This is a genomic window from Arcicella aquatica, from assembly GCF_034928825.1.
Classification (GTDB): domain Bacteria; phylum Bacteroidota; class Bacteroidia; order Cytophagales; family Spirosomataceae; genus Arcicella; species Arcicella aquatica.
Genome location: NZ_JAYFUL010000026.1, coordinates 1 through 19613, shown reverse-complemented (window position 1 = coordinate 19613; position 19613 = coordinate 1). Strand labels below are relative to the sequence as shown.

Here is a 19613-nt window from a genome sequence, read left to right as displayed (position 1 = left end):
TTATCCCTTGTAATCAGCATTAGTTCCTATTTGCTTTTCTATAGCCATTTGCCAATTGAAGTTGTTGCCCGTAACCTGCGCGGAATTGTTTTTTATATCATATTTCTCCCGTAGATAATTCCAACCAGCACCTCCTATGTTTCCTCCATACCTTGGATGGCTAAAGGCTCCAGTAAGAGTATGTCTTCTGACTAAGCCAAGAAAATAAATGGGATTATTATAAGCATTATAGTCCCAGCCTGGCACATTGCCTGAAGCCATTTCATCATACAAATCATTAAGTAATTGTTCCGATACAGTCCAAGAATCTACGGTTGGATTTCTTTTTCTTAAGATCTGATCAATAATGCTCAAGCATATTTTGTAATCATTTAAATGATGTCTTTCTTCCTTTACTAAAAGATTGGTTATAAAATTCACTTCACCAAGCGATTCATCAAGTTTATAAATTGGCATATCGTGCCTATCCGGTTTAGCAAGAGACAAATAAAATCGATTAATGAAATTTTGCGCATCTTTTGTTCTGAAAGGCACAATTTGATTTACTAGGCGATATAACAGGCTTATTTCCCATGCTTCAAATTCTTCAGATGAATTATAAAAATCCGTGAAGAAAAAAGACCATTGCTTGCCATTAGCAAGTATTTTAGTTTGAGGGTTTATAGGATCTATAACCGTTGTTTCGTCAACAATAAATTTATAGTAATAGCTTTTGCCAATAGGAAGAAGCAATTGACAGGCAAAGAAATTGGTATCATGGTTTTCAAATTTTACTGAAGTAAGTTCAACAGTTTCATACCAAGGGAGAAAACTGCCAATAGCTTTTACACTGGTTGTACCATCACCAGGTTTTACTATCCAAACTAAGGTAACATAATTAACAGCACCCGTTACACCATTAATATCTAATGCAGGCTCTATTATAGGGAAACGCCAATTTTCAGAAATAATTGAAAGATTGAAAGACTCATTTGAAACACTGTCAGGAAATAACTTAACTCCTCTAGCAAGGTGTTTTGTACAGTAGTTTAAAATTTGTTCGTCGTTTCTTTTAGGAAATTGTGCATAAGGTGCCGCCATGAGAAATGATTTATGTTTAAGTATTGTATCGATTCAGAGTGTAATCTTTTCACTAACTCTTAATTATAGCTCTTTAATTCGTTATTTATTTAACAATCTGTTAAGTCCATATATATTTTATTTGTATAAACTTTCTCGTATCAAGATTTTGTAAGTCTTGCGTGTCTAGTAAAGTACAATTTCGGTCGTACGAATCCACAATAGCTTGTACTTATAAATATAAGATGATGAGTGTGGTCAAGCCTAATTTTTAAAGATACAAAGGTTTATTTTACTTTATTTTTTTAACTTTTGATGTTTTTAATTGTATTATTCTTGCTATGAGATATTGGATATACTTTTCTATTGATTGATGAATCTATTTTTTACATTAATTTAAGAATCATAATACAATTATACAAATGCCATTTAATATTTTTATTATACGGTAAATTTTCAAATTCAGATTATTGCTTTTACTGATGAAATGCCTTGATATACACACAAAGTCTGATTTTATAATGTGGCTTGAATTTTTCTGGAATTCTTGGGGAAGTACCCAAAATGATGTTTTTCTGATTATTTCTACTAAGATTGTCCCTTTTACTCCAATTTTGCCGTAAATTTTTAGTACTATTTTGCGTACTTTTGTCACGCATCAACGCAATTTTACAATTCATTCCTCCCTTTATTTCTGATTAGCGAAAGCTAATATCTGGTAAAATATTGCCTTGTTTTTTATCGAAAATATTTCTTGGATAGTTTTATTTGAGTACATCATTGAATCATGTACTTTCTTAACTTCGGGAGCAATAAGTTGGTATTGCTAGTTTAATTCCTTGAATTTTCTTCCTCCTATTCTGCTTTTCTCTTTGGTAATCCTTAACCCTTCCAAGGTGTTGTCTCTTCTTAAACACTTTGGGGTATCAGCCAAAACACACATCATTTGATAAAATAAGTCTCCCATTGGAGTGGTGGAATCAAAAGATTCTTTCAAAGATTTTAGGTGGATTCCTCGCAACTTTAATTGCTTAACAAGCTGAATCAGCTAAACCACATCTTTTCCTAAATTCAAGAATCGGCATACCACAATGGTATCTCCTTCTTTGGCTATTTTTAATAATTGCTCAAACTCAATTTGAATAAATTTTACGCCCGAAACTTTCTCTGTGAAGATTTGTCCACAGCCTTCCAAGCGAAGAGTGTCGATTTGCAAATCTATATTCTCCTCTAGTCTCCAAGTAAGTGCGTACCCAATTTTTGACATGACATATACTTTTTAAATCATTCTTTTACGGGGAATTAGAATTCTCATAAATCATTTTTATTTAACCAATTAAACAAGTTTGATTCTGATGTACCGTAGCGATTGGCAATGAATTTTTTAGTTGAACCATTTTTCATCAAAGCTTCAATCTCAACTTTATACTTATCCAGTTTACTTTTTCCAGCACCTTTGGGTCTGCCAAGTTTTACCCCGCTGGCTTTTTTAGTTTGTAAAGCCTCCTTGGTTCTTTTAGAAATTAAATCTCTTTCAATTTCTGCAACCATCGAGAAAACCATTGCCATCACTTTGCTCTGAATTGTATCGTCTAATTGCCAGCCTCCTTTAACGGTGTACATTTTAATTCCCTTTTGAGTAGCGATGGCAATAATTTCCATACATTCGAGCATACTTCTGCCCAAACGAGAAAACTCACTCAACAAGACCACATCCCCTGCCGAAAGTTGGTTAATAATTTCTCCGATTTTTCTTTCTCGCCAATTTACCCTTCCCGACACTTTTTCTTCCACAAATTCCACTTTCCCCAAATTTTTATCATTGGCTAAATGTAAAATCTGAGCTTTGTTCTTTTCAAGGTCTTGGTCGATGGTTGAAACTCTTAAATAAGCAATATTTCTGGTCATAATCTTGTGATTCTACAAAAAGGCATTAAATTGTATTATAATGGACGTATTCATTCTGCAATTATAGCAATATACATCGAATAATCAAACCTTACAATACGACCGTTTAAACGATATGAAAATTTCTGAATTTTTGAACGAAGATTTCATTCAGTATCAAGATTTATTGTCTGTCCGAAATACATACCTCTTGATTTTTGTAAAATTCCCTCTCAGAAGATGGCAGGAATTATAGCTGCTTTTCAAACTAAAAAGACAATCTATGGAAAGTACATCAAGTCAGGCGAAAATATTTGGCGACCGTCGCTGCGGTTTGAATATGACTGAGAAATGTGGAGTAAATTGAGCCACTTTTAAGGGTGTAATTTGGTCGTTTTAATTACCGAAGTTTGTTGTTGACGTTCGACTTAAACACAGAGGTCGTAGCCATGCAAACTTATGGCTAATCAGCGAATCCAAATGTTTCTAATTAAACGCATTATCGAACTTGGCTCTCAAACAAAAGTAAACGTTTGATTGCTATAATATTGGGTATTTCTCGTAATACCCTTGTAATACCCTTGATGGTTATCTTGACCAGTTGCTGGCTCATAACTCAGATATTTCCTATTTTTCTTCGTGGACAGAAACACAATTGGTCCAGTTACTTAATACTCCTGCGGTCAGTATCAGCTCACCTTATCCTGAACTATATGCTCTATTTCCAAACTACGTCAAGGAACTTACTCGTGTTGGGGTAAGTCGTGTTATGCTTTGGACAGAGTACCATAATACATATCCTCTTGGACTGGGCTAACGCCAATTTTGTGCTCGTTTTGAACGTTGGCAAGATGCCCAAAAAGGTAGTTACAGCATATAATAAAGCCTTATTTATGCCATGGATCATCCCATGGACAGGTTCTTTCATTATTTTTTATTGAAATTTTAAATACTGAATTGAAATTATCAGTCTCAGCTTTAGATGGTTTTCCAAATCTCTCCTTGAATATTATATAATCAGAGTAAGTATCATGTAAAGCTATGTCATCAAGTGCATGAAAAGAAAGGTCAATTATTCCTGTATTACTGTAAGTAGAACTTTGAAAATTATAGCTGCCTCTATATTTAGTACTCATTAAATTTGTAGATTGGTACGACTTGCCATCAACTGAAACATTGTATGTATTTAGCTTTCCAATTATAGTTTGAGAGAGTCTATCTTCTGTTGGTAATGGAATTCTAATCGACTCAAAAGTCGATTCTAAATTTTTGGGGTCTCTTCTCGTAAATTTTAATGCAGTCTGATTTTCATTATTTGGATTTTTATGGTAATGACTTTCTGACTCTGTATTTAACAACCATATATTACCAATTTCATCAAAATAATACCGATAGTTAAATACTAATTTGTATGTTTTAGAACACAAATAAGTCAACGTTCCCTTTGCCTCTCTATTTTCAAAGTTTCGGTTTATGTGCTTTAATAAGTCCCCCATTGAAGTTGAAGTAATGGAACTATTTTGATTTAGATCTAATTGATTGAAAAAATCCAGCTCTCTGTTAATAAAAACTTCATCTTCCCTATACCGTACAACACCTTCGCAGATACCATCATCATTCAATAAATACCATATTTTATCATTTTGGGAAAGCTTATGATTTCTACCTTTATAGAAGATGTTTTTTCGTTGTTTTGTATCTAAATAAATACTTTTATCTTGTGTATTACTATGTGAATTTTCTCCAACTAATTCGTAAACATAAGGGGGATTATCTGTACAAATACCAACTTCTTTACCATTCGTATTTTTAAGTACCCATGTGTTTTTTTGATCTTTTATGATAGTTTGGCACTGGTATAATACCTCATTTTCTCTAATTTTTATCACAGGATAATCTTTTAACTTTCCGAATAATACTCCAGTAGAGTTATTTAGCGAGGATGAATTAGCAGGAATTATAGAAAAATCAACTTTCCAACCCCCATTTACAGGCTCATTATCCCAACGCCAAGAATCTGACTCATTCAAATCAAAAGCTAAAACACCTGATTGAATTGCAGTAAAACTACTACACGAGCCTACAAACTCCCAATTCCAGTATTTTTTTTCGATTTGAGATGACTTTAGATTTATAATAGTTACCATTAGACCACAATGTGGTTTGTTTTTTACAATATTATAACGGTTGTTACTATATTCATTTATCCCATCAGGTGTTCTTTTTCCTGCAAACATACCAACTATGATTTCTCCTGAAGCCCTTACATTTATAATATCTCCTTTGTTTACTTTCCAAGACTCTCTACTTATATAACCCTTTCCATCAAAGAGGAATTCAAATTGATTCAGGGCTATCGCATCATTTACCTGAATCATTAAGAAAAGAAAAATACTAAAACGTATTGTAAAGTTCATGATAGTAAGATTTAGAAGATGTTTAAAAATTATATTTGGTCAATTTTAATTTCTGTTCAGTATTATTTGGCAATTGGTTAGTAGAATCCATACTTCAGCAGAATTTGTTGTCTTTGTCGAGTGCGACCCCAGCATAGTCTTTTGCATGTCTTCTGAAGAATCCAAACCATGCAAAAGTCCTTTCATTGACCCATCTCCATTTGACTGGAATGAAACCTTTGTCCGATGGTGGTCTTGATGCAAATTCAATTTCTAATCCCAATATATTATCATAAACCCAATCGTAAAATACTTTTTTATAAGCATCATCTACGAGTATTTTTTGCATTCTATCCAAGTAACCTAAACAATGTTCTACCAACAAATGAGCTTTTGTTCCATCGTGAATATCAGCGGCATGGACAATGACACCCCAAACTAACCCAAGTGTATCAACAATGATATGTCTTTTACGGCGGGGATGCCTAATCCATTAATGAGTTTATTGCCATCAATGCCTTTATCTTCACTGATAAAGGCAGACAATTTAACAGATTGACTGTCAATGCATAATAAACTTGGCGTTTCTTTCTTGCCTTGCCTTTTACGTTCAAATTTATTCAAGGTGGAATTGAGACGTTCTAATGTTCCATCCTTTTTCCACTTTCTAAAATAGTAATAAACTGCCTCCCAAGGAGGGTAATTATCAGGAATGTTTCGCCATTGTGTGCCTGTCCGTAAGATATAAAATAGGGAATCTAGCACGTCCCGTAAATTATATTTTCGCTTTCTTTGGTCAGAGACAATTTCTTTAATAATTTCCCATTGGGAATCGGTTAAAACTTGGTAACAAGTTTGCATATCTGATAAATTTCGTCGTTTAAAAGATAACAAACCGATTCCCTTTTTGATTAAAAACTAAAATTTAAACATCTTCTTATTTGACATCAGGAAAGAATAGTTTTCCAGATACTTCTAATTGAAATTGAAGGAATAACAGTAACAAGCTCAAAAATAAGCTGTTCTGTCCTTCATGAATTTTTCTTGCTCTTCTATTTTTGTTTTATCACCTACTTCATAAATTTTCTTCCATAATTCAATATTTGCTAAATCATTCACAGGTTCGAAATTTGCAAATTGTCTAAAGAAAAACAAAGAGTTTTGCAGACTATTTATTTCATATTTATGCTCAATAGTGTCTGGGAATGGATTATTTTTATCTATATCGTGCAGTCTTTTTAAAACTTTACCTGTTTCTAAATTATTAATGCCTAATACGAAAGCCAGTTTTGCAAGAGGCCCCGTATTGATTAATTTTTGATTATCAATTAATTCATTGATATGTAATATTGGACCCTCTACTTTTGTTAAAATTGTTGATAAAGTCCCTTTATTGTCTGCCAGATCATCGGTTACCGTATAATTCTTAATAGCTCTGGAATTTTTTAATTTAGAACGGTATGCTGCTATAATATGATTATAAATTGTAACAGATCCCTGATTTTCACTGCTTAAATATGCTAATATATTAGCTTCAGATACCTTATTCCCTAAATCAATAAATGAATATTTTTGATTTGGCTGGCTTTCATAATTATTAATTGCGTCTTTAACTGCTTTTTTAAACGGAAAACTTTTTTGCTCCTGTAAACTCAAAGATGTATTTGATGGTACCTTATCTTTATAAACTTTCTCATAAGGAATAGTTGAATCAGTAACACTATTCTCTATTTGTAACTTTGAAAATACAAAATTACCTTCTCGATTATTTTCAAATGATTCACTTACTAATAGGACCAATTTCGCTTCAATTTGAGAATAAAGTCCAATATATGGAAGTCCCCCCTTTCCTTCAACATTTATTATCTGTTCTACTTTTTCCGACTTAAGGTAATTTCCAATTTTTACTAAACTTGCAGTTAAAAAATGCTTTTTCATTAATTCAAAAATATCTTTTAACTGCTCAAATTTTCTATCATGAGTAGTATTAATATCAAATTTATCTATCTCTATTTTTAACACTTTTGCCCACTCAGATACTTCTGATCCAACGCCATATTGATTTTTCCAAAATTTATGAATATTCTCAATCGCTTTAGCCGATTTTTCAAGAGCAATTTTCACGAGGCTAATGCTTTCTGTATCACTAAAAATATTTGAATTGGCATCATAAAATTCTTGTTTAAGCGTGTTTTCTGCGTAGTTAATCCCAATTATTGCTTTTTTGTAGAAGTTATTGTCAATATTTGGAGCAAAAATATCAGTAAGAAATTTTTTATCTAATTTTTCTTCCTCCATTTTTTTTAAGTATTTTTCAAGATCTTCAATTAAGTTTTGAGTTGCATTCGCATCAAAAGTTGTCAGAGCTTTTGCAACTATGTTTTTAATTCTTTTTGTTTCAAGATCATTGATAATGACTTCATTAATTGGTTCAAACTTTTGACTTGACTTACTAAAAAAATGAGTGGGATGACTCCAACGATTAATAAGATTTATACCTAACTCAATAGCTGTATAAGACTCTATATCATCTTTTGGAAAATGGGCACCTGCCAAACTGAATGTACCATAAGACCCCAAATCATCATTCTCTGCATCTACATATTTTTCCATCCATTTTGTCATAAAACCTATTCTCTTTAAATACAAGTATAAACCAGCAGTTTTATAGAGACCATCTAATGTTGATATTGAATAGTTTCTTTGCTTATAAGATTGTGATATAAATTGAATAAATTTGAAAGGAGATTGTGTAGCAATAGGACTGGTTAACCCATTGGGCCATTTTTCATTATAAATAATATCTTTTTTATCATTATGGTCAAACTTGCTTAATGCTTTCAGTGCTCCATAAGCATTACCATACGACATATTATAAATAGTATGTCCATCTATTTTGGGTGGCAACAATAGTAGCCCAAAAATATTTGAATAACCCATTTGAAGAACCATCATTGCTATATCAATAAACATCCCTGAACCCGTTCCACCTGTTAGTGACCCAACGATATAGATAATCGGTTCAATCCCATTTTGAATGTCATCAATATTTCCTCCTTCATTTGCAATTCTTTTATTAATATCATGAGCATTTGTTTCAGCATCTTTAATAGTATTTTTAATATTGTTATAGACACTTTTAAAATTTCCCCATAAAATAAGCCTACCCATTGCAGGTTTCCCACCAGCTCCTGAAACTACTTCATGATGGGACATTTTCGTAAGCTCATTTGGTATCCAGCTTTTTCCAATACCTTGATCAAGGAATTCCTTTGCAGTATTAGAAGGGTAAGGCAGCCCAATTTTAATGGGCAATGTATTGCTCTCATTTCCAAAAGATTCATAGTTTTGTCCAAGATTAGTCTCAATAAATATGTTTTTAACCTCAGAAATACTTGGACGTTCTCCTTCTATAGTGTTGTAGTAGTAAAAGCGTTGAGCTTCTTCTACAGCCCTGAGTCCACTTGTCCCAATTCCAATAAAAATGATAGGTCTTGCCATTTGTATTATTTTTTTACTTTATACGATTTTATTTTTAAATATTCTTGTTTCAATAACCACTACTGTCGTAGTTTTGATTACTGTTGGTGTCTGAATCACCAGTATTGTTAGATGGATTATTTGACTTTTTTCTTTTCCTATCAAATACAGCCAATAAATGCTTTATATTGTTTTTCCCAAAATAGCCAACTAATATAATTAATGCGATAACAATAAGCCAAATAACTAAATTCGAGCCTTTGACAGTTATGTAGGAAGTAGAGGAAATACCGCCCGCAACTACTGTAACATTATAATTACCTGAATTAAGGCTTTTAAGTGATACAAAAGTATCATTTGTTTTTAATGTCCTAAGATTTGGACTTACTTCTGCTCCATCTGTTCCTATTACACTAACAGTATATTCCGATACAGTATCACAAGTACATTCCCAACTTAGTTTAGCTTTGGATTCATCGAATACAATGCGATTGTCTTTGCTACTTTTCTTGATGAAAGTTATTTCAGTATTGACACAATGTACTGTGTCAACAATAATAGAGTGCTTTTTACCAAAAGGGCTAATGTTTACAGTATCCAAGACAATATGCCGCACCTCAGCCCCAAAATCATTTTTGAGTCTAGTAAGTTTAATAGTACCAATTAACATATCTTCAGAAGGCTTGTACTTATTTAATACATTTTGTACCTCAGTTTCAAATGACATAATACCTCTTTTTTCACTGTCAATATTATCCCCAACAATTAAAAGCCAATAACTACTGAAACCATTTTTTTGTGCTAAGTCAGCGGCTCTCGCAATTGCTAACCTACGATAGCTAGAACTATCTTTATATTTTGTTAAATCTGGCCACTTCTTAAAAAGAGCATTTTTGAAAAAATCTTTATTTGTATCAGAATATTCGTCGGCTGACACTCCTCTTCTGACAGCCACATCAGTACTCAAATCTCCAAATGGGATTAACATAATTTTTTTCTTTTCATCCATCCAGTTTGTTTTAAGTAAGCTTTGCTTGGGTTTTTTAATAAAAAAAAATGCAGAACTAAGCTGCCCACTTGAAATAAGTGGATATAAAGCTGAAGGAGCTATTTCATGTGGATTTTTGACTTTTAAAAGTACAGATTTTGAGACATTCACTAAAATGATTACGTTATCTGGTTTCGTTTGTGCTATTGATTGTGCTGAAAACAATGCCCATATCAACATTATTTTTAGCTTTTTTAGAGTATTTTTCATAAGATAAATTTAATTTTAGTTAGCAGAAACCTTGAGTTTGGATAAATTCACTCTAATTCCTACGAAAACTATAAAAATATGAAACGCACATATAATGACTACCCAAAACACTAATCTATCATCTAATTCATAAGGTTTGAGTACATAATTCAGAGCATCAATATAATCTGATTGTTCAAAACCATTATAAATATGTTCATTCCCATAGCATTCTCTCATAACGGTCCTAAATCCACCAGTGGCGTTAACATCAACAGAATTTGGAGATTGGTGTAAATCAATCATATAGACATTTTTACCATAGATACGATTGAAATCATATTGTGGAGAGCAAAAAGTAGTATCGTACCAAGCTCTGCTAAATTCTTCTCCGTCAGTAATAATTAGCATAATTCTATCTTGGTAATTGGAAGAGTCAACAGATGTCAAATATTCTTTGGTTTTTATATAATTATGCCATATCGCTTGATTCAATCCAAAACCTTTATCGGGAATTAAAGATGCTACAAATTCACTTGCCTCATTCGGATCATCACAGAATTGAGTTTTTGCATCAATATTCCTATTGGTAATCCTTTTTATACGTGCTAATTCAGAAAATGATGTATGAGGACCTTCGGGGGTTGGATTCCCTATGCCAAAGCTTGTAATAAAAATATCAGTATATCTACCACTTAACCTGTTCATGGTTTCGGTTATTGCATCTTTACCTATTGCTAGTGCATTACCCATACTTCCAGAGTCATCTATGACAATAGAAATTAGCGTCAAAGGACGGCTGAACGAATACAAAAAGGCAACGGCACCTAAAAATAGGATAAGTACCCAACGCTTTGATTTATCAAATGCTTTTTTAGCTTTTATTGAAAAATCATTATGCTCTTCTTCTGAGGTTGGTTGTTCAACAATCTTTCGCAATGAAGATGCTGTATAGTATTCCTTTAGCTTTAAAAACCAAAATATACTATAACAAGCACATGCAATTAACATTAGGAGATGGGTTGATTCGAGATGCTTATATCCGTATTTACCACTTGACCAATAATAACCAATAATTCCAATTGATAATAACATTGTGCTATATCCAGCGTATATGTGGGATCGATGAACATAAAATTCTTCTTTTAAGATACGACTTTCGGTATCTCCATCTTTTCTTTTCACCAACTGCTTATTCAGTACAATCCCTACGAAATAACTAAGTACTAAGCTACCGAATACCCAGATGATAGTTTCTATTCCACTTGGAAAGTTGCGAGTGTAGAAGTTGAATCCACTCAAGTAATATTCTAAATTTCTCATAATGATATTGATTATGGATTATAAATTCTATTTTTATGCTTTGTCTTTATTTTCAATAAAAAGCCTCCCACTGTACTATCTGGTGGAGTATTAAGCCCTTTAATATTATTCCCCTCAAGGGTTTGTGATATTTGTTTTTCTCTGTTTTTATCCAAAATTACAATATCAATCTTTTGTACTATATTTAAAGAATCTGGTTTATATGAGATTAAAAAACTGTTTAATGGTGGTAGTTCAAACAAATGATGTGTCGGACTTTTCAGCGTTTCTTCATCAATTAATATTTTTTTATATAAATTGTCGTCAATAAGAATTTGAATCGCTGGCTTGTAGTTATTTGGCAATTGCTTAATATAAGTTACTTTCTGAATTTCATAATATCTTGGCAGCTCCTTAAAAGTCCAGTTTTTTGTACCAACAATATGGACATACTTACCCAAAATATGCTTTCTATCAATAGGTTCGTTCTCGACTAACCTATATGATATTTGGGAACTGCTCATATTTTTTGTTAAAACTCTGCTTTGTTTATTTTCCTTAGGGCTTTGATTATTTCTAATACGATCATTTTGGACTGGTAATATTTTTAGAGTATCAATGGGACTATTACCAAGCAAATACACCGTAAATTCTCTTAAATTATCCAGATTTTGCCTTCTATTAAATATTGGACGAAAAGTATATGTAGTGTCTTGTTTTCCTCGTTGAACGGAGAATGAAACTTCCGTTTTCCTAGTGATACTATCTGAAAAGTATGTTAGCTGTTGACTCTCAAAAGCTAATACTTGCGTTCTTAATACCCAATTTTTGTTTAGTGGATAACATCCCGTATCTAATTGTTTTTTTATGCTAATTTGAATCTGGCAATTGCTTATCCATTTAGCCTCGGCTTTCTCAATTTTTTGCTTGTATGATGTTGTGCCTAACGAATTTTTGATGTTATTTTCAATGTCATTGATTTTATTATCAGTATTTAGAATAAATTGCTCATGCTCTTTCCACTCCCTTTCCTCTTTTTCGATAGAATTTTGGAACTGTTTAATATCACTTTTTAAACTATTTAATTGAGTCATTATGGATTTGTAACAAGAACTACCTCCAAACTTTAATTCTACGGTTTTGTGAATGTCTTCTAAAAGCTTATAGCGACTTGCGTATCTTGGGTTAAACGATATTGCACTATTCAATCGAATAGTATCTGGGATGAAAGAACCCGCTCTTAACTCAATAGAATTTATTTGGTAAGATTTTTTTTCTAAATCAACCCTAAATCTACCATTTTCAAGTAAAGGGTACCAAAAAACACCGTCCTGATTTGTTTCTAATGCAATTACCTTTTCATTTTGAGTGATTCTAATACGAACCGAAGAAATAGGTTTCTTTGTCTCACGGCTAATAATAACACTATGCTTAGTTTGTTGTGCTTGTACTTTTATAGGTACAATTATACATAGCCCAAGGGCTATCAATATGATTAGTTTCATTTTATTGACCATCATCTTGGGACATAGTTTATTATAAAACCTTTTTTTGAAGTATTTTTAATCTTACCTTGATAGCTAACTATTTGATTAAAAAGTGCAATAAAATTTTCCATCTTTTTCATTTTTCCGATTTGAAAAGATAATAATTTACCATTTTTATTTCCACAATAGCATTGAACTTTTGCAGATACTTCACTTGGAAAAGTACCTGGAGATACCCCTTCCAATTCAAAATGATTAGGCCCCTCACTCAATATAACCTCTTGGTAATGAGGTGTATCTGTTAAAGTAAAGTTTTCTAAGATGTTAGGATTCCCCACCCAATTTAAATTGATAACATCTCCATCTACCTTACCAGCATCCTCAATTTTAAATGTAACTTTTTGACAGTCAGTTTGTAATACTCCAATTATGTTAGGTTGCTCAGGGTCGACAGGAGAAACACATAAATCTGTATTTGGAATAGATGCTTTTCCCAAAGAACTATTTGTTTCATATTCAAATATTTCAATTTCAAAATCATTATCACGATTCAATAGGTTTATGTCGTCTCTATGAACTACAAAATTTACTGTAGCTGCCTTATCAGATGCTTTCATTGGATATTGAATTGGCAATGGCATATCAAAAGAATTATTAGAACACTTGATAGGTCTTCTTCTACTACCATCTGGACCAGGTTTTTTGGTAAGTGCAAAGAGGTTAACTTTAAAAGTATGTGCTGTTGGTTTTGTTTCAGTATCAATAGTATAATCGTAATTGGAAAGTCGAAGGCTGAATGAAAAACTATTCCTATCCTCAAATTTAAGACAAGCAAAATCTAATAACCTAATTCCCATTTTTCTATACGTAGTTAATATACTTTCCAAAACTATATTTTTTTCAGTTTCATTATCCAAAAGCTTTTGTATGTCTTTTAATTTTTCATCACTAATTTTCTTTCCTTCTTCAAGGTCTGATATTATTCCTTTAGCCCGCCCAAGATCTTCATCTATAACTCTGATCAAAGAGTCTATTTTTTCTTTCATTTGCTCATTTTCACCTTCAATATGTTTTATTTTACGCCGTGCATTTGTTAATGCTATTTTAATTGCCCTTAGTTTTGCCAATACTTTTTGATCGACAGGTGGGGTTGGTCTTTGAGATAATAGAAATTTTTGCTCAGAAACGCATTTTGTGTAGTTAAATTCAGAATTAATAAAACCACTCTTTTCTGGTAAAGAAAGTATACAACGATAATAGAGACCCATATCTATTTTAACAACCGTTTCACCAAAATCATCAGTTGGACCACACTCAATAGTTTTCACTAATACATTAGGGGTGCCGGGCTTATAAAACTTCAAAGTGAACTCTTGATTTGCTATTGGCGATTGTGGAGCGTTATCCCTAACCAACTTAATTTTCATATCACAGGGTTTTTGACCTAAGCCAACATTAGTCAAAGCCAACATGATTAAAATATATTGAATAAAAGTCTTCATTTTTTAAAATTAGTTAGTTAAAAACACAATTAAATTTGATGAATATAAACCTCCCATTTGCTCCAAATTGTGTAGCAGATCTACTATATATTATTCGTCCATTACTGGTATTATCTAATGCACCAGTATAATCTCTAAAATTTTTCGCATTGTTTTTTGAATTAATATACTGTTTGTCAGGGTAAATATCAAAAATGTTATTTGCCCCAACTACAAGCTTTATATATTTATCAAAACTGTACGAAATGGAGACATCAGATATAAATTTGGGGGTAAATACCTGATTGCTTTCTCTACTCGCTTCTATCTCTCCATATGCAACCTCTCCAAACCTTATAGTTTGCCAGTTAAATCTTAGCTTTTCTTCTTCTCCTCTACCCAGCACTTTTAATTCAAATCCTGCCATAATTTTACTTCTTGGTACAAAACTTTCAATCCTAACCTTTTCTTGATTACTAAATAATAAACTTTTAAGATCTGAATTTTTGTTAATCACGTCAGAAGCTTGAATGTTGTTTCCGACTATTGTTCTATTCAAGTTGGCTAATGACATAAAACCTATTTTAATAAATTGTCCCCAATTAGGATTGAACCTTACTGACATATCTAAACCAGTATTATTTGTATTGACAGCATTTGTAAAAAATTGGATACTATTTATAGTTGCGTCATTAACTATCCGTTTTACATCTGGTTGTGATGTCGGGAAAACACCAGAGAAGATAATTCGATTATTAACAACAGTCCAGTACCCATCAGCAGAAAAAGTAAGATTGTCAATAGAACCAACAATCCCGAAGGTATAGTTTTGAGCTATTTCAGGTTTCAAATCGTTCAATCCAAAACCATTAATAATTCCGCTGTAAATACTACTTTTATCATAATTGATAGTTAGTACACGTGAAAGTTCTCCCCCGATATTTTGAGTACTCTCGTTATTAAACCAGTTTTGTTGCAATGAAGGTGCTCGAAAACCTGTTGAAAAACTACCTCTTAGATTTAAGAGTTTATTATCTTGTTTTATCAATAAGTGTCGGAGTGCTAACTTATATGAATTATTTGTCCCAAAATCTGAATAATTTTCTCGTCTAAAAGCACCTTGTAATAGCGTTTTTTTATCTTTTGAAAATGCAAATTCACCATCAACATAAATAGCCCAGTTGTTTCTATTTCGACTTAATGTATTTTTAAAACCTGGAAAGCCTTGTACCCCTGAATTTTTATTTCCTTGATATAAAGGGTTATCAGGAAACTGACGAGACCAAGACTTTTCTTCTCCTGATTGTATTCCATACTCTTCAAATCTGTACTCGCTTCCCGCTGATATTTGTAAGCCTGACATATCTTTATTGAATACATCCCATGAAAAATCTAAGTTGGTTGTATATTGTTTAAAACTTAGTCCCCCTGCATCGAAACTTCTTTGATTATCATTTATTATAGAAGCGTTAGTGCTGTTTTCTATTAAAAAATTGAACTTATTATAACCATAAGTCTGACTTATATCGTAAGTTAATGTTGAGGATAAATTACCTTTAATTCCAGCATTTGCGGATACATCTAATATTCTGGAATTTATTTCTGGCAAAAAACCATTGGCAAAAACTGCTGAATTATTTTGTGATGTTTGTCGAGGAAGACGATAAAAGCCTGTTGCATTCCCCCATTTCTGGCTGGATTGAATACTATAATATATGTTATGAATATCTCCAATACCAATATTTCCATTCACCATCATAGAGGCAATTCTCATTTCGGCAATACCTACTCGAGTATTTTTGCGATCCAATCCGTTGGCAATAGCACGGGCTGAGTCCTCTTTTTGTAACAAGGAAAAGCGTTGGAGAAAACTAGCATCTGTTTCATTGGCCAATTTTGTAGGCTCACTTGAATAAAGTAATGGTCTTGTATCCATTCCAGAACGGTTTGTAGGATTTCTACTAGAAAACATTAACGCTATATTGAGGAAGTTTCTGTTTCCAAAATCTTTACTAATACCTAAATTTAAAACTCCTGCTTGGCCATCTACGATACTCTCCTTATCATTATTTTGAAAATTTAGATTGGCATTTGTCAAAAAAGTACCTCCTTGTCCAGTAACCTTCCAAATCCAATCACTTCCATCATTATCATTTTTTTCATCATATAAAACTATATTTATTACACCAGCAATTGCATCTGAACCATATTGTGACGAAGCTCCGTCACGTAATATTTCTATTCTTTTAATTGAATGTAACGGTATAACATTTAAATCTGTGGATACGCTTCCTCTACCAAAAGTATTATTGATATTTATCAAAGAAGACGTATGTCTTCTTTTACCATTGATTAAAACCAATACTTGATCAGGTCCTAATCCCCTTAACGAGACAGGATCAACGTGATCTGTACCATCCGCAATAACCTGTCTATTTGAGTTAAAATACATCAGTTGATAATTTAAAATTTGAGATAGCTCAGTATATGATGAAGCCTGTAACTGCTCTTGTGTAATTACATCAACTGGTACTGGTAGAGAAGAATTATCTTTTCCTTTTGTCCGTGTTCCTACATCCACACCTTCGAAAGAATTATATGTTGCTTTCCTTAGCACTAAATCTATAATCCTATTACTTATTTTAAGATCTACTTGAATAGTTTTAGATTCATAGTCAAAAGCTTTGACGATATATTCTCTTATTACAGGTGGTTGATTATACAAAATGACCTCTCCCGACCCATCTTTTTCAGCATTTTTTGATTCTCCTTCCTCCGAAACAACAGTAGAATTCTTTACTGGTTGTCCAGATTCATTTTTAACCCTGATAGTTAGTGTTCTTTTTGTTTGAGCTAATAAATCTACACTTACCCAAAGAAATATAAAAAGTATATACCATTTCATAGAATTTCTATTTAAGTTGCCATGTGATAATTCAAATTGCACTAGTCCATAAAATAATGCATGTAATATTGGACACATTATTTTTCCTTTACAATCTCATTTTTCCTTTTTCTAAAAAAAGCATTAACCTCCCCTCAATTATTGCTTTAAAACTGAGTTTTCCGCAAAATTATTTTTAAATTTCTTTTTCTTTTTTTATCTTTATTTTACTTATAATTCTACAAAAGAAATATGACCACAAAACTTATAATTGCTGAAAGATTAATACGTAAAGCTTGGTTTGTTGTTCTTCGTCATTTAAAAGAACAGCCTGCTTTTTATAAAGAAGCTTGCAAAGAGTTAGGAATATCGTATCACGATGAAATTTTCAAATCTGGAATAGAAATTTTAGATATTTCTAATTGTCAGCTTATTTTCAATGATGACATTGAAAATAATTGGCATCAAAATGGTTCCATAAGAATAGATTTTCTTGCAAAAATCCTACATGGTTATGAGGCAAAAATATGTGCGATAATCAATAATAAGGTTCTCAAGGGGAGGATTAAACATTCAGTAGCGACACACAATAGTGAAAAATTATCGAAAGGGGGAATTGCTCAAACAGTTTTTAATATCGGGGCAACAAATTGGCAACAAAATAGTAATCAAATTACTATTAATGAAAGTCTATTAAAAGAGCTTAATCCTAAAAAAATATTAATGCTCTACGAATATGTAAAAGTCATATCTATATTTTATGGTAAGAAAGGGTCAGAGTTAGAGATTGAAATGGATTTTCTTCAGAAAGAGTTAAGCAAATTGTTATCATTTCAAAATCAGCTATTTGAATTTAAACAGGATATTGGTGGGGCACAAAGTCACTACAAAGTTTGGTCCAATACTAATAATTTTCCTCAAAGCTTATTTAATACTAAATGGTTAAGATATGAAAGAAGGGATTTTGCTAATTTAGGTCCTGATAGTATTAAATCTACAAGAGGGTTTTCTATTGGATGTATTGAATTTATTGGAGGCAAGAAAAAATTTCCTACTATAGAAACTTGTATAAACTTAGATATCAATAATACTATAATAAAAAGTACCTTAAAAGGTATATGTAGATTTGAACATAATTCAAATTACTTGTTTATTGACATGAACAATGTAAACATTACCGACGACTCTATTAATAATTTAGATTTGACCTCTCTTTATGTTTTGCGTATGAATAAAATTGATATACAAAATCAGGAAATTATAATTGGATACCATATTTTTTACTCATTAATAAAGCACAAATATTTAGTAAAAACAACTTTATTTGTAAAGTTTAGTGATGAGCAAGCTTTACCATTTACACCAAGGATTATAAATTCATCTGAATCTGATTATAAGAATATTCCAATTTTAATAAGAAGATTTTTCGCAAATCGTTCTATGAATCGTTTAACTATTCCAAGCTCTGTAATTAGCCATTTGGAAAAGACCACAGATAATTCTGGAACTCTCCATGATTTTTTACTAAGGCAAGGTAAAATTATTGATGATACTATATTAGGTGGCATTATTGGAAATTTTGATTTATTTTATTATCACAAAAAAACTTATCCTACAAATGACATGAAATATCTAGATGGAATCAGAAAGGATAAGCTTATAATTGATTACGATGATGATCTATGTGAATTGAGAGCAACTTTTATTCATAAAAATAAAGAAATTTATAAAGGGAAAGGGTTTAGAAAAAACAGGACTATTCAATTTTTACTTGAGCAAACAAATTCTCCAAATAATTTAGTAAAAAAAATATATCGTAATGGAGATAATGATAGAAAAGTTGTATACTTTGCCTTTCCAGTGCCTAGTTATGATGAAGTTTTTTTTGAAGATGAAATAAAAAACAATTTGTCTTTTGAAGGAGTGTTATCTGGTATTGATGACGAGAAGGCCTTGCCATTAAGTTTCTCAGCATTATTAGTTAAAGAAGATATTAGTCTTGATTTAAGTAATCCAAATGATAAAATGACAAAAAAATTACTTTTTCATTTTAAGAAATTGTCTGCAACATATCTTGCAACAGAAAATATCTTTAATCATTTTTCGGATTAAGAGGCTGTAATCGCCATTTGGATCGAATCTAAACTACATCTTGTAATCTACTGATTTTAATAATTTAGGCTTCCCTTGAAAATTGTTTTTCGATATTGTCTTGTCCTGAAAAACCGATACAGGATTTATAAAGATTATAAATATAATTTTTAGACAGTAGTAGCACTTTTTACTCTACCCGATGAAAAATCAGAATTAATAAAAAAAGGCTGAAATTTGTAGTTCCTAAGCAACAAATACAGCCTTTTAATGAAAAATATCATCGGTATCAAAATTAAAGATTTATTC

13 protein-coding genes and 1 pseudogene are annotated in these 19613 nt (G+C 31.8%); 1 reads left to right on the top strand and 13 read right to left on the bottom strand.

The genetic code is table 11. The annotated features are described in order from the left end of the window. The 13 genes and pseudogenes from VB264_RS15280 to VB264_RS15220 form a co-directional block, all read right to left on the bottom strand. Positions 1–1080, bottom strand: coding sequence for a hypothetical protein (locus VB264_RS15280; protein ID WP_323250665.1), 1080 nt, complete (start codon positions 1078–1080; stop codon positions 1–3). A gap of 455 nt (positions 1081–1535) precedes the next feature. Then, positions 1536–1739 carry a hypothetical protein gene (locus VB264_RS15275; protein WP_323250664.1) on the bottom strand — a complete coding sequence of 68 codons (204 nt, stop codon included), beginning with the start codon at positions 1737–1739 and terminating at the stop codon, positions 1536–1538. Between the two features lie 146 nt (positions 1740–1885). Continuing rightward, a pseudogene (locus VB264_RS15270) lies at positions 1886–2326 on the bottom strand (recombinase family protein). A 44-nt stretch (positions 2327–2370) separates the two neighbouring features. Continuing rightward, complete coding sequence (locus VB264_RS15265; RefSeq protein WP_323250663.1) at positions 2371–2967, bottom strand: recombinase family protein; 597 nt, start codon at positions 2965–2967, stop codon at positions 2371–2373. Positions 2968–3833: 866 nt separating this feature from the next. After that, complete coding sequence (locus tag VB264_RS15260) at positions 3834–5363, bottom strand: hypothetical protein (protein WP_323250662.1); 1530 nt, start codon at positions 5361–5363, stop codon at positions 3834–3836. A gap of 94 nt (positions 5364–5457) precedes the next feature. Next, positions 5458–5769 (bottom strand): hypothetical protein, encoded by a 312-nt coding sequence (locus VB264_RS15255; RefSeq protein ID WP_323250702.1) that lies wholly within the window; start codon positions 5767–5769, stop codon positions 5458–5460. Between the two features lie 11 nt (positions 5770–5780). Beyond that, a complete protein-coding gene (locus VB264_RS15250; RefSeq protein WP_323250661.1) occupies positions 5781–6203 on the bottom strand; it encodes a transposase in 423 nt (140 codons plus the stop codon). Between the two features lie 147 nt (positions 6204–6350). Continuing rightward, positions 6351–8843: a tubulin-like doman-containing protein gene (locus VB264_RS15245; protein WP_323250660.1), complete on the bottom strand. Its 2493-nt coding sequence runs from the start codon at positions 8841–8843 to the stop codon at positions 6351–6353. 49 nt (positions 8844–8892) lie between these two features. Beyond that, on the bottom strand, positions 8893–10080 hold the full coding sequence (locus VB264_RS15240; protein WP_323250659.1) for a hypothetical protein: 1188 nt from the start codon (positions 10078–10080) through the stop codon (positions 8893–8895). 15 nt (positions 10081–10095) lie between these two features. Next, the gene (locus VB264_RS15235; RefSeq protein ID WP_323250658.1) at positions 10096–11382 is read right to left on the bottom strand and encodes a hypothetical protein; all 1287 of its coding nucleotides are present in this window, start codon (positions 11380–11382) and stop codon (positions 10096–10098) included. 11 nt (positions 11383–11393) lie between these two features. Next, the gene (locus tag VB264_RS15230; protein WP_323250657.1) at positions 11394–12866 is read right to left on the bottom strand and encodes a hypothetical protein; all 1473 of its coding nucleotides are present in this window, start codon (positions 12864–12866) and stop codon (positions 11394–11396) included. Positions 12867–12877: 11 nt separating this feature from the next. Continuing rightward, on the bottom strand, positions 12878–14350 hold the full coding sequence (locus VB264_RS15225) for a hypothetical protein (protein WP_323250656.1): 1473 nt from the start codon (positions 14348–14350) through the stop codon (positions 12878–12880). 13 nt (positions 14351–14363) lie between these two features. Further along, positions 14364–17234: a TonB-dependent receptor plug domain-containing protein gene (locus VB264_RS15220; RefSeq protein ID WP_323250654.1), complete on the bottom strand. Its 2871-nt coding sequence runs from the start codon at positions 17232–17234 to the stop codon at positions 14364–14366. A gap of 231 nt (positions 17235–17465) precedes the next feature. Here VB264_RS15220 and VB264_RS15215 point away from each other — a divergent pair, with 231 nt between their 5' ends. Further along, positions 17466–19325 carry a hypothetical protein gene (locus VB264_RS15215; protein WP_323250653.1) on the top strand — a complete coding sequence of 620 codons (1860 nt, stop codon included), beginning with the start codon at positions 17466–17468 and terminating at the stop codon, positions 19323–19325. Positions 19326–19613 lie beyond the last annotated feature (288 nt).

What these genes read in the sequence shown, in the direction of transcription:
- VB264_RS15250 (WP_323250661.1), bottom strand. Translation starts at nt 6,203, where the DNA reads ATGCAAACTTGTTACCAAGTTTTAACCGATTCCCAATGGGAAATTATT.
- VB264_RS15220 (WP_323250654.1), bottom strand. Translation starts at nt 17,234, where the DNA reads ATGAAATGGTATATACTTTTTATATTTCTTTGGGTAAGTGTAGATTTA.
- VB264_RS15260 (WP_323250662.1), bottom strand. Translation starts at nt 5,363, where the DNA reads ATGAACTTTACAATACGTTTTAGTATTTTTCTTTTCTTAATGATTCAG.
- VB264_RS15275 (WP_323250664.1), bottom strand. Translation starts at nt 1,739, where the DNA reads ATGAATTGTAAAATTGCGTTGATGCGTGACAAAAGTACGCAAAATAGT.
- VB264_RS15235 (WP_323250658.1), bottom strand. Translation starts at nt 11,382, where the DNA reads ATGAGAAATTTAGAATATTACTTGAGTGGATTCAACTTCTACACTCGC.
- VB264_RS15225 (WP_323250656.1), bottom strand. Translation starts at nt 14,350, where the DNA reads ATGAAGACTTTTATTCAATATATTTTAATCATGTTGGCTTTGACTAAT.
- VB264_RS15265 (WP_323250663.1), bottom strand. Translation starts at nt 2,967, where the DNA reads ATGACCAGAAATATTGCTTATTTAAGAGTTTCAACCATCGACCAAGAC.
- VB264_RS15230 (WP_323250657.1), bottom strand. Translation starts at nt 12,866, where the DNA reads ATGAAACTAATCATATTGATAGCCCTTGGGCTATGTATAATTGTACCT.
- VB264_RS15245 (WP_323250660.1), bottom strand. Translation starts at nt 8,843, where the DNA reads ATGGCAAGACCTATCATTTTTATTGGAATTGGGACAAGTGGACTCAGG.
- VB264_RS15215 (WP_323250653.1), top strand. Translation starts at nt 17,466, where the DNA reads ATGACCACAAAACTTATAATTGCTGAAAGATTAATACGTAAAGCTTGG.
- VB264_RS15240 (WP_323250659.1), bottom strand. Translation starts at nt 10,080, where the DNA reads ATGAAAAATACTCTAAAAAAGCTAAAAATAATGTTGATATGGGCATTG.
- VB264_RS15280 (WP_323250665.1), bottom strand. Translation starts at nt 1,080, where the DNA reads ATGGCGGCACCTTATGCACAATTTCCTAAAAGAAACGACGAACAAATT.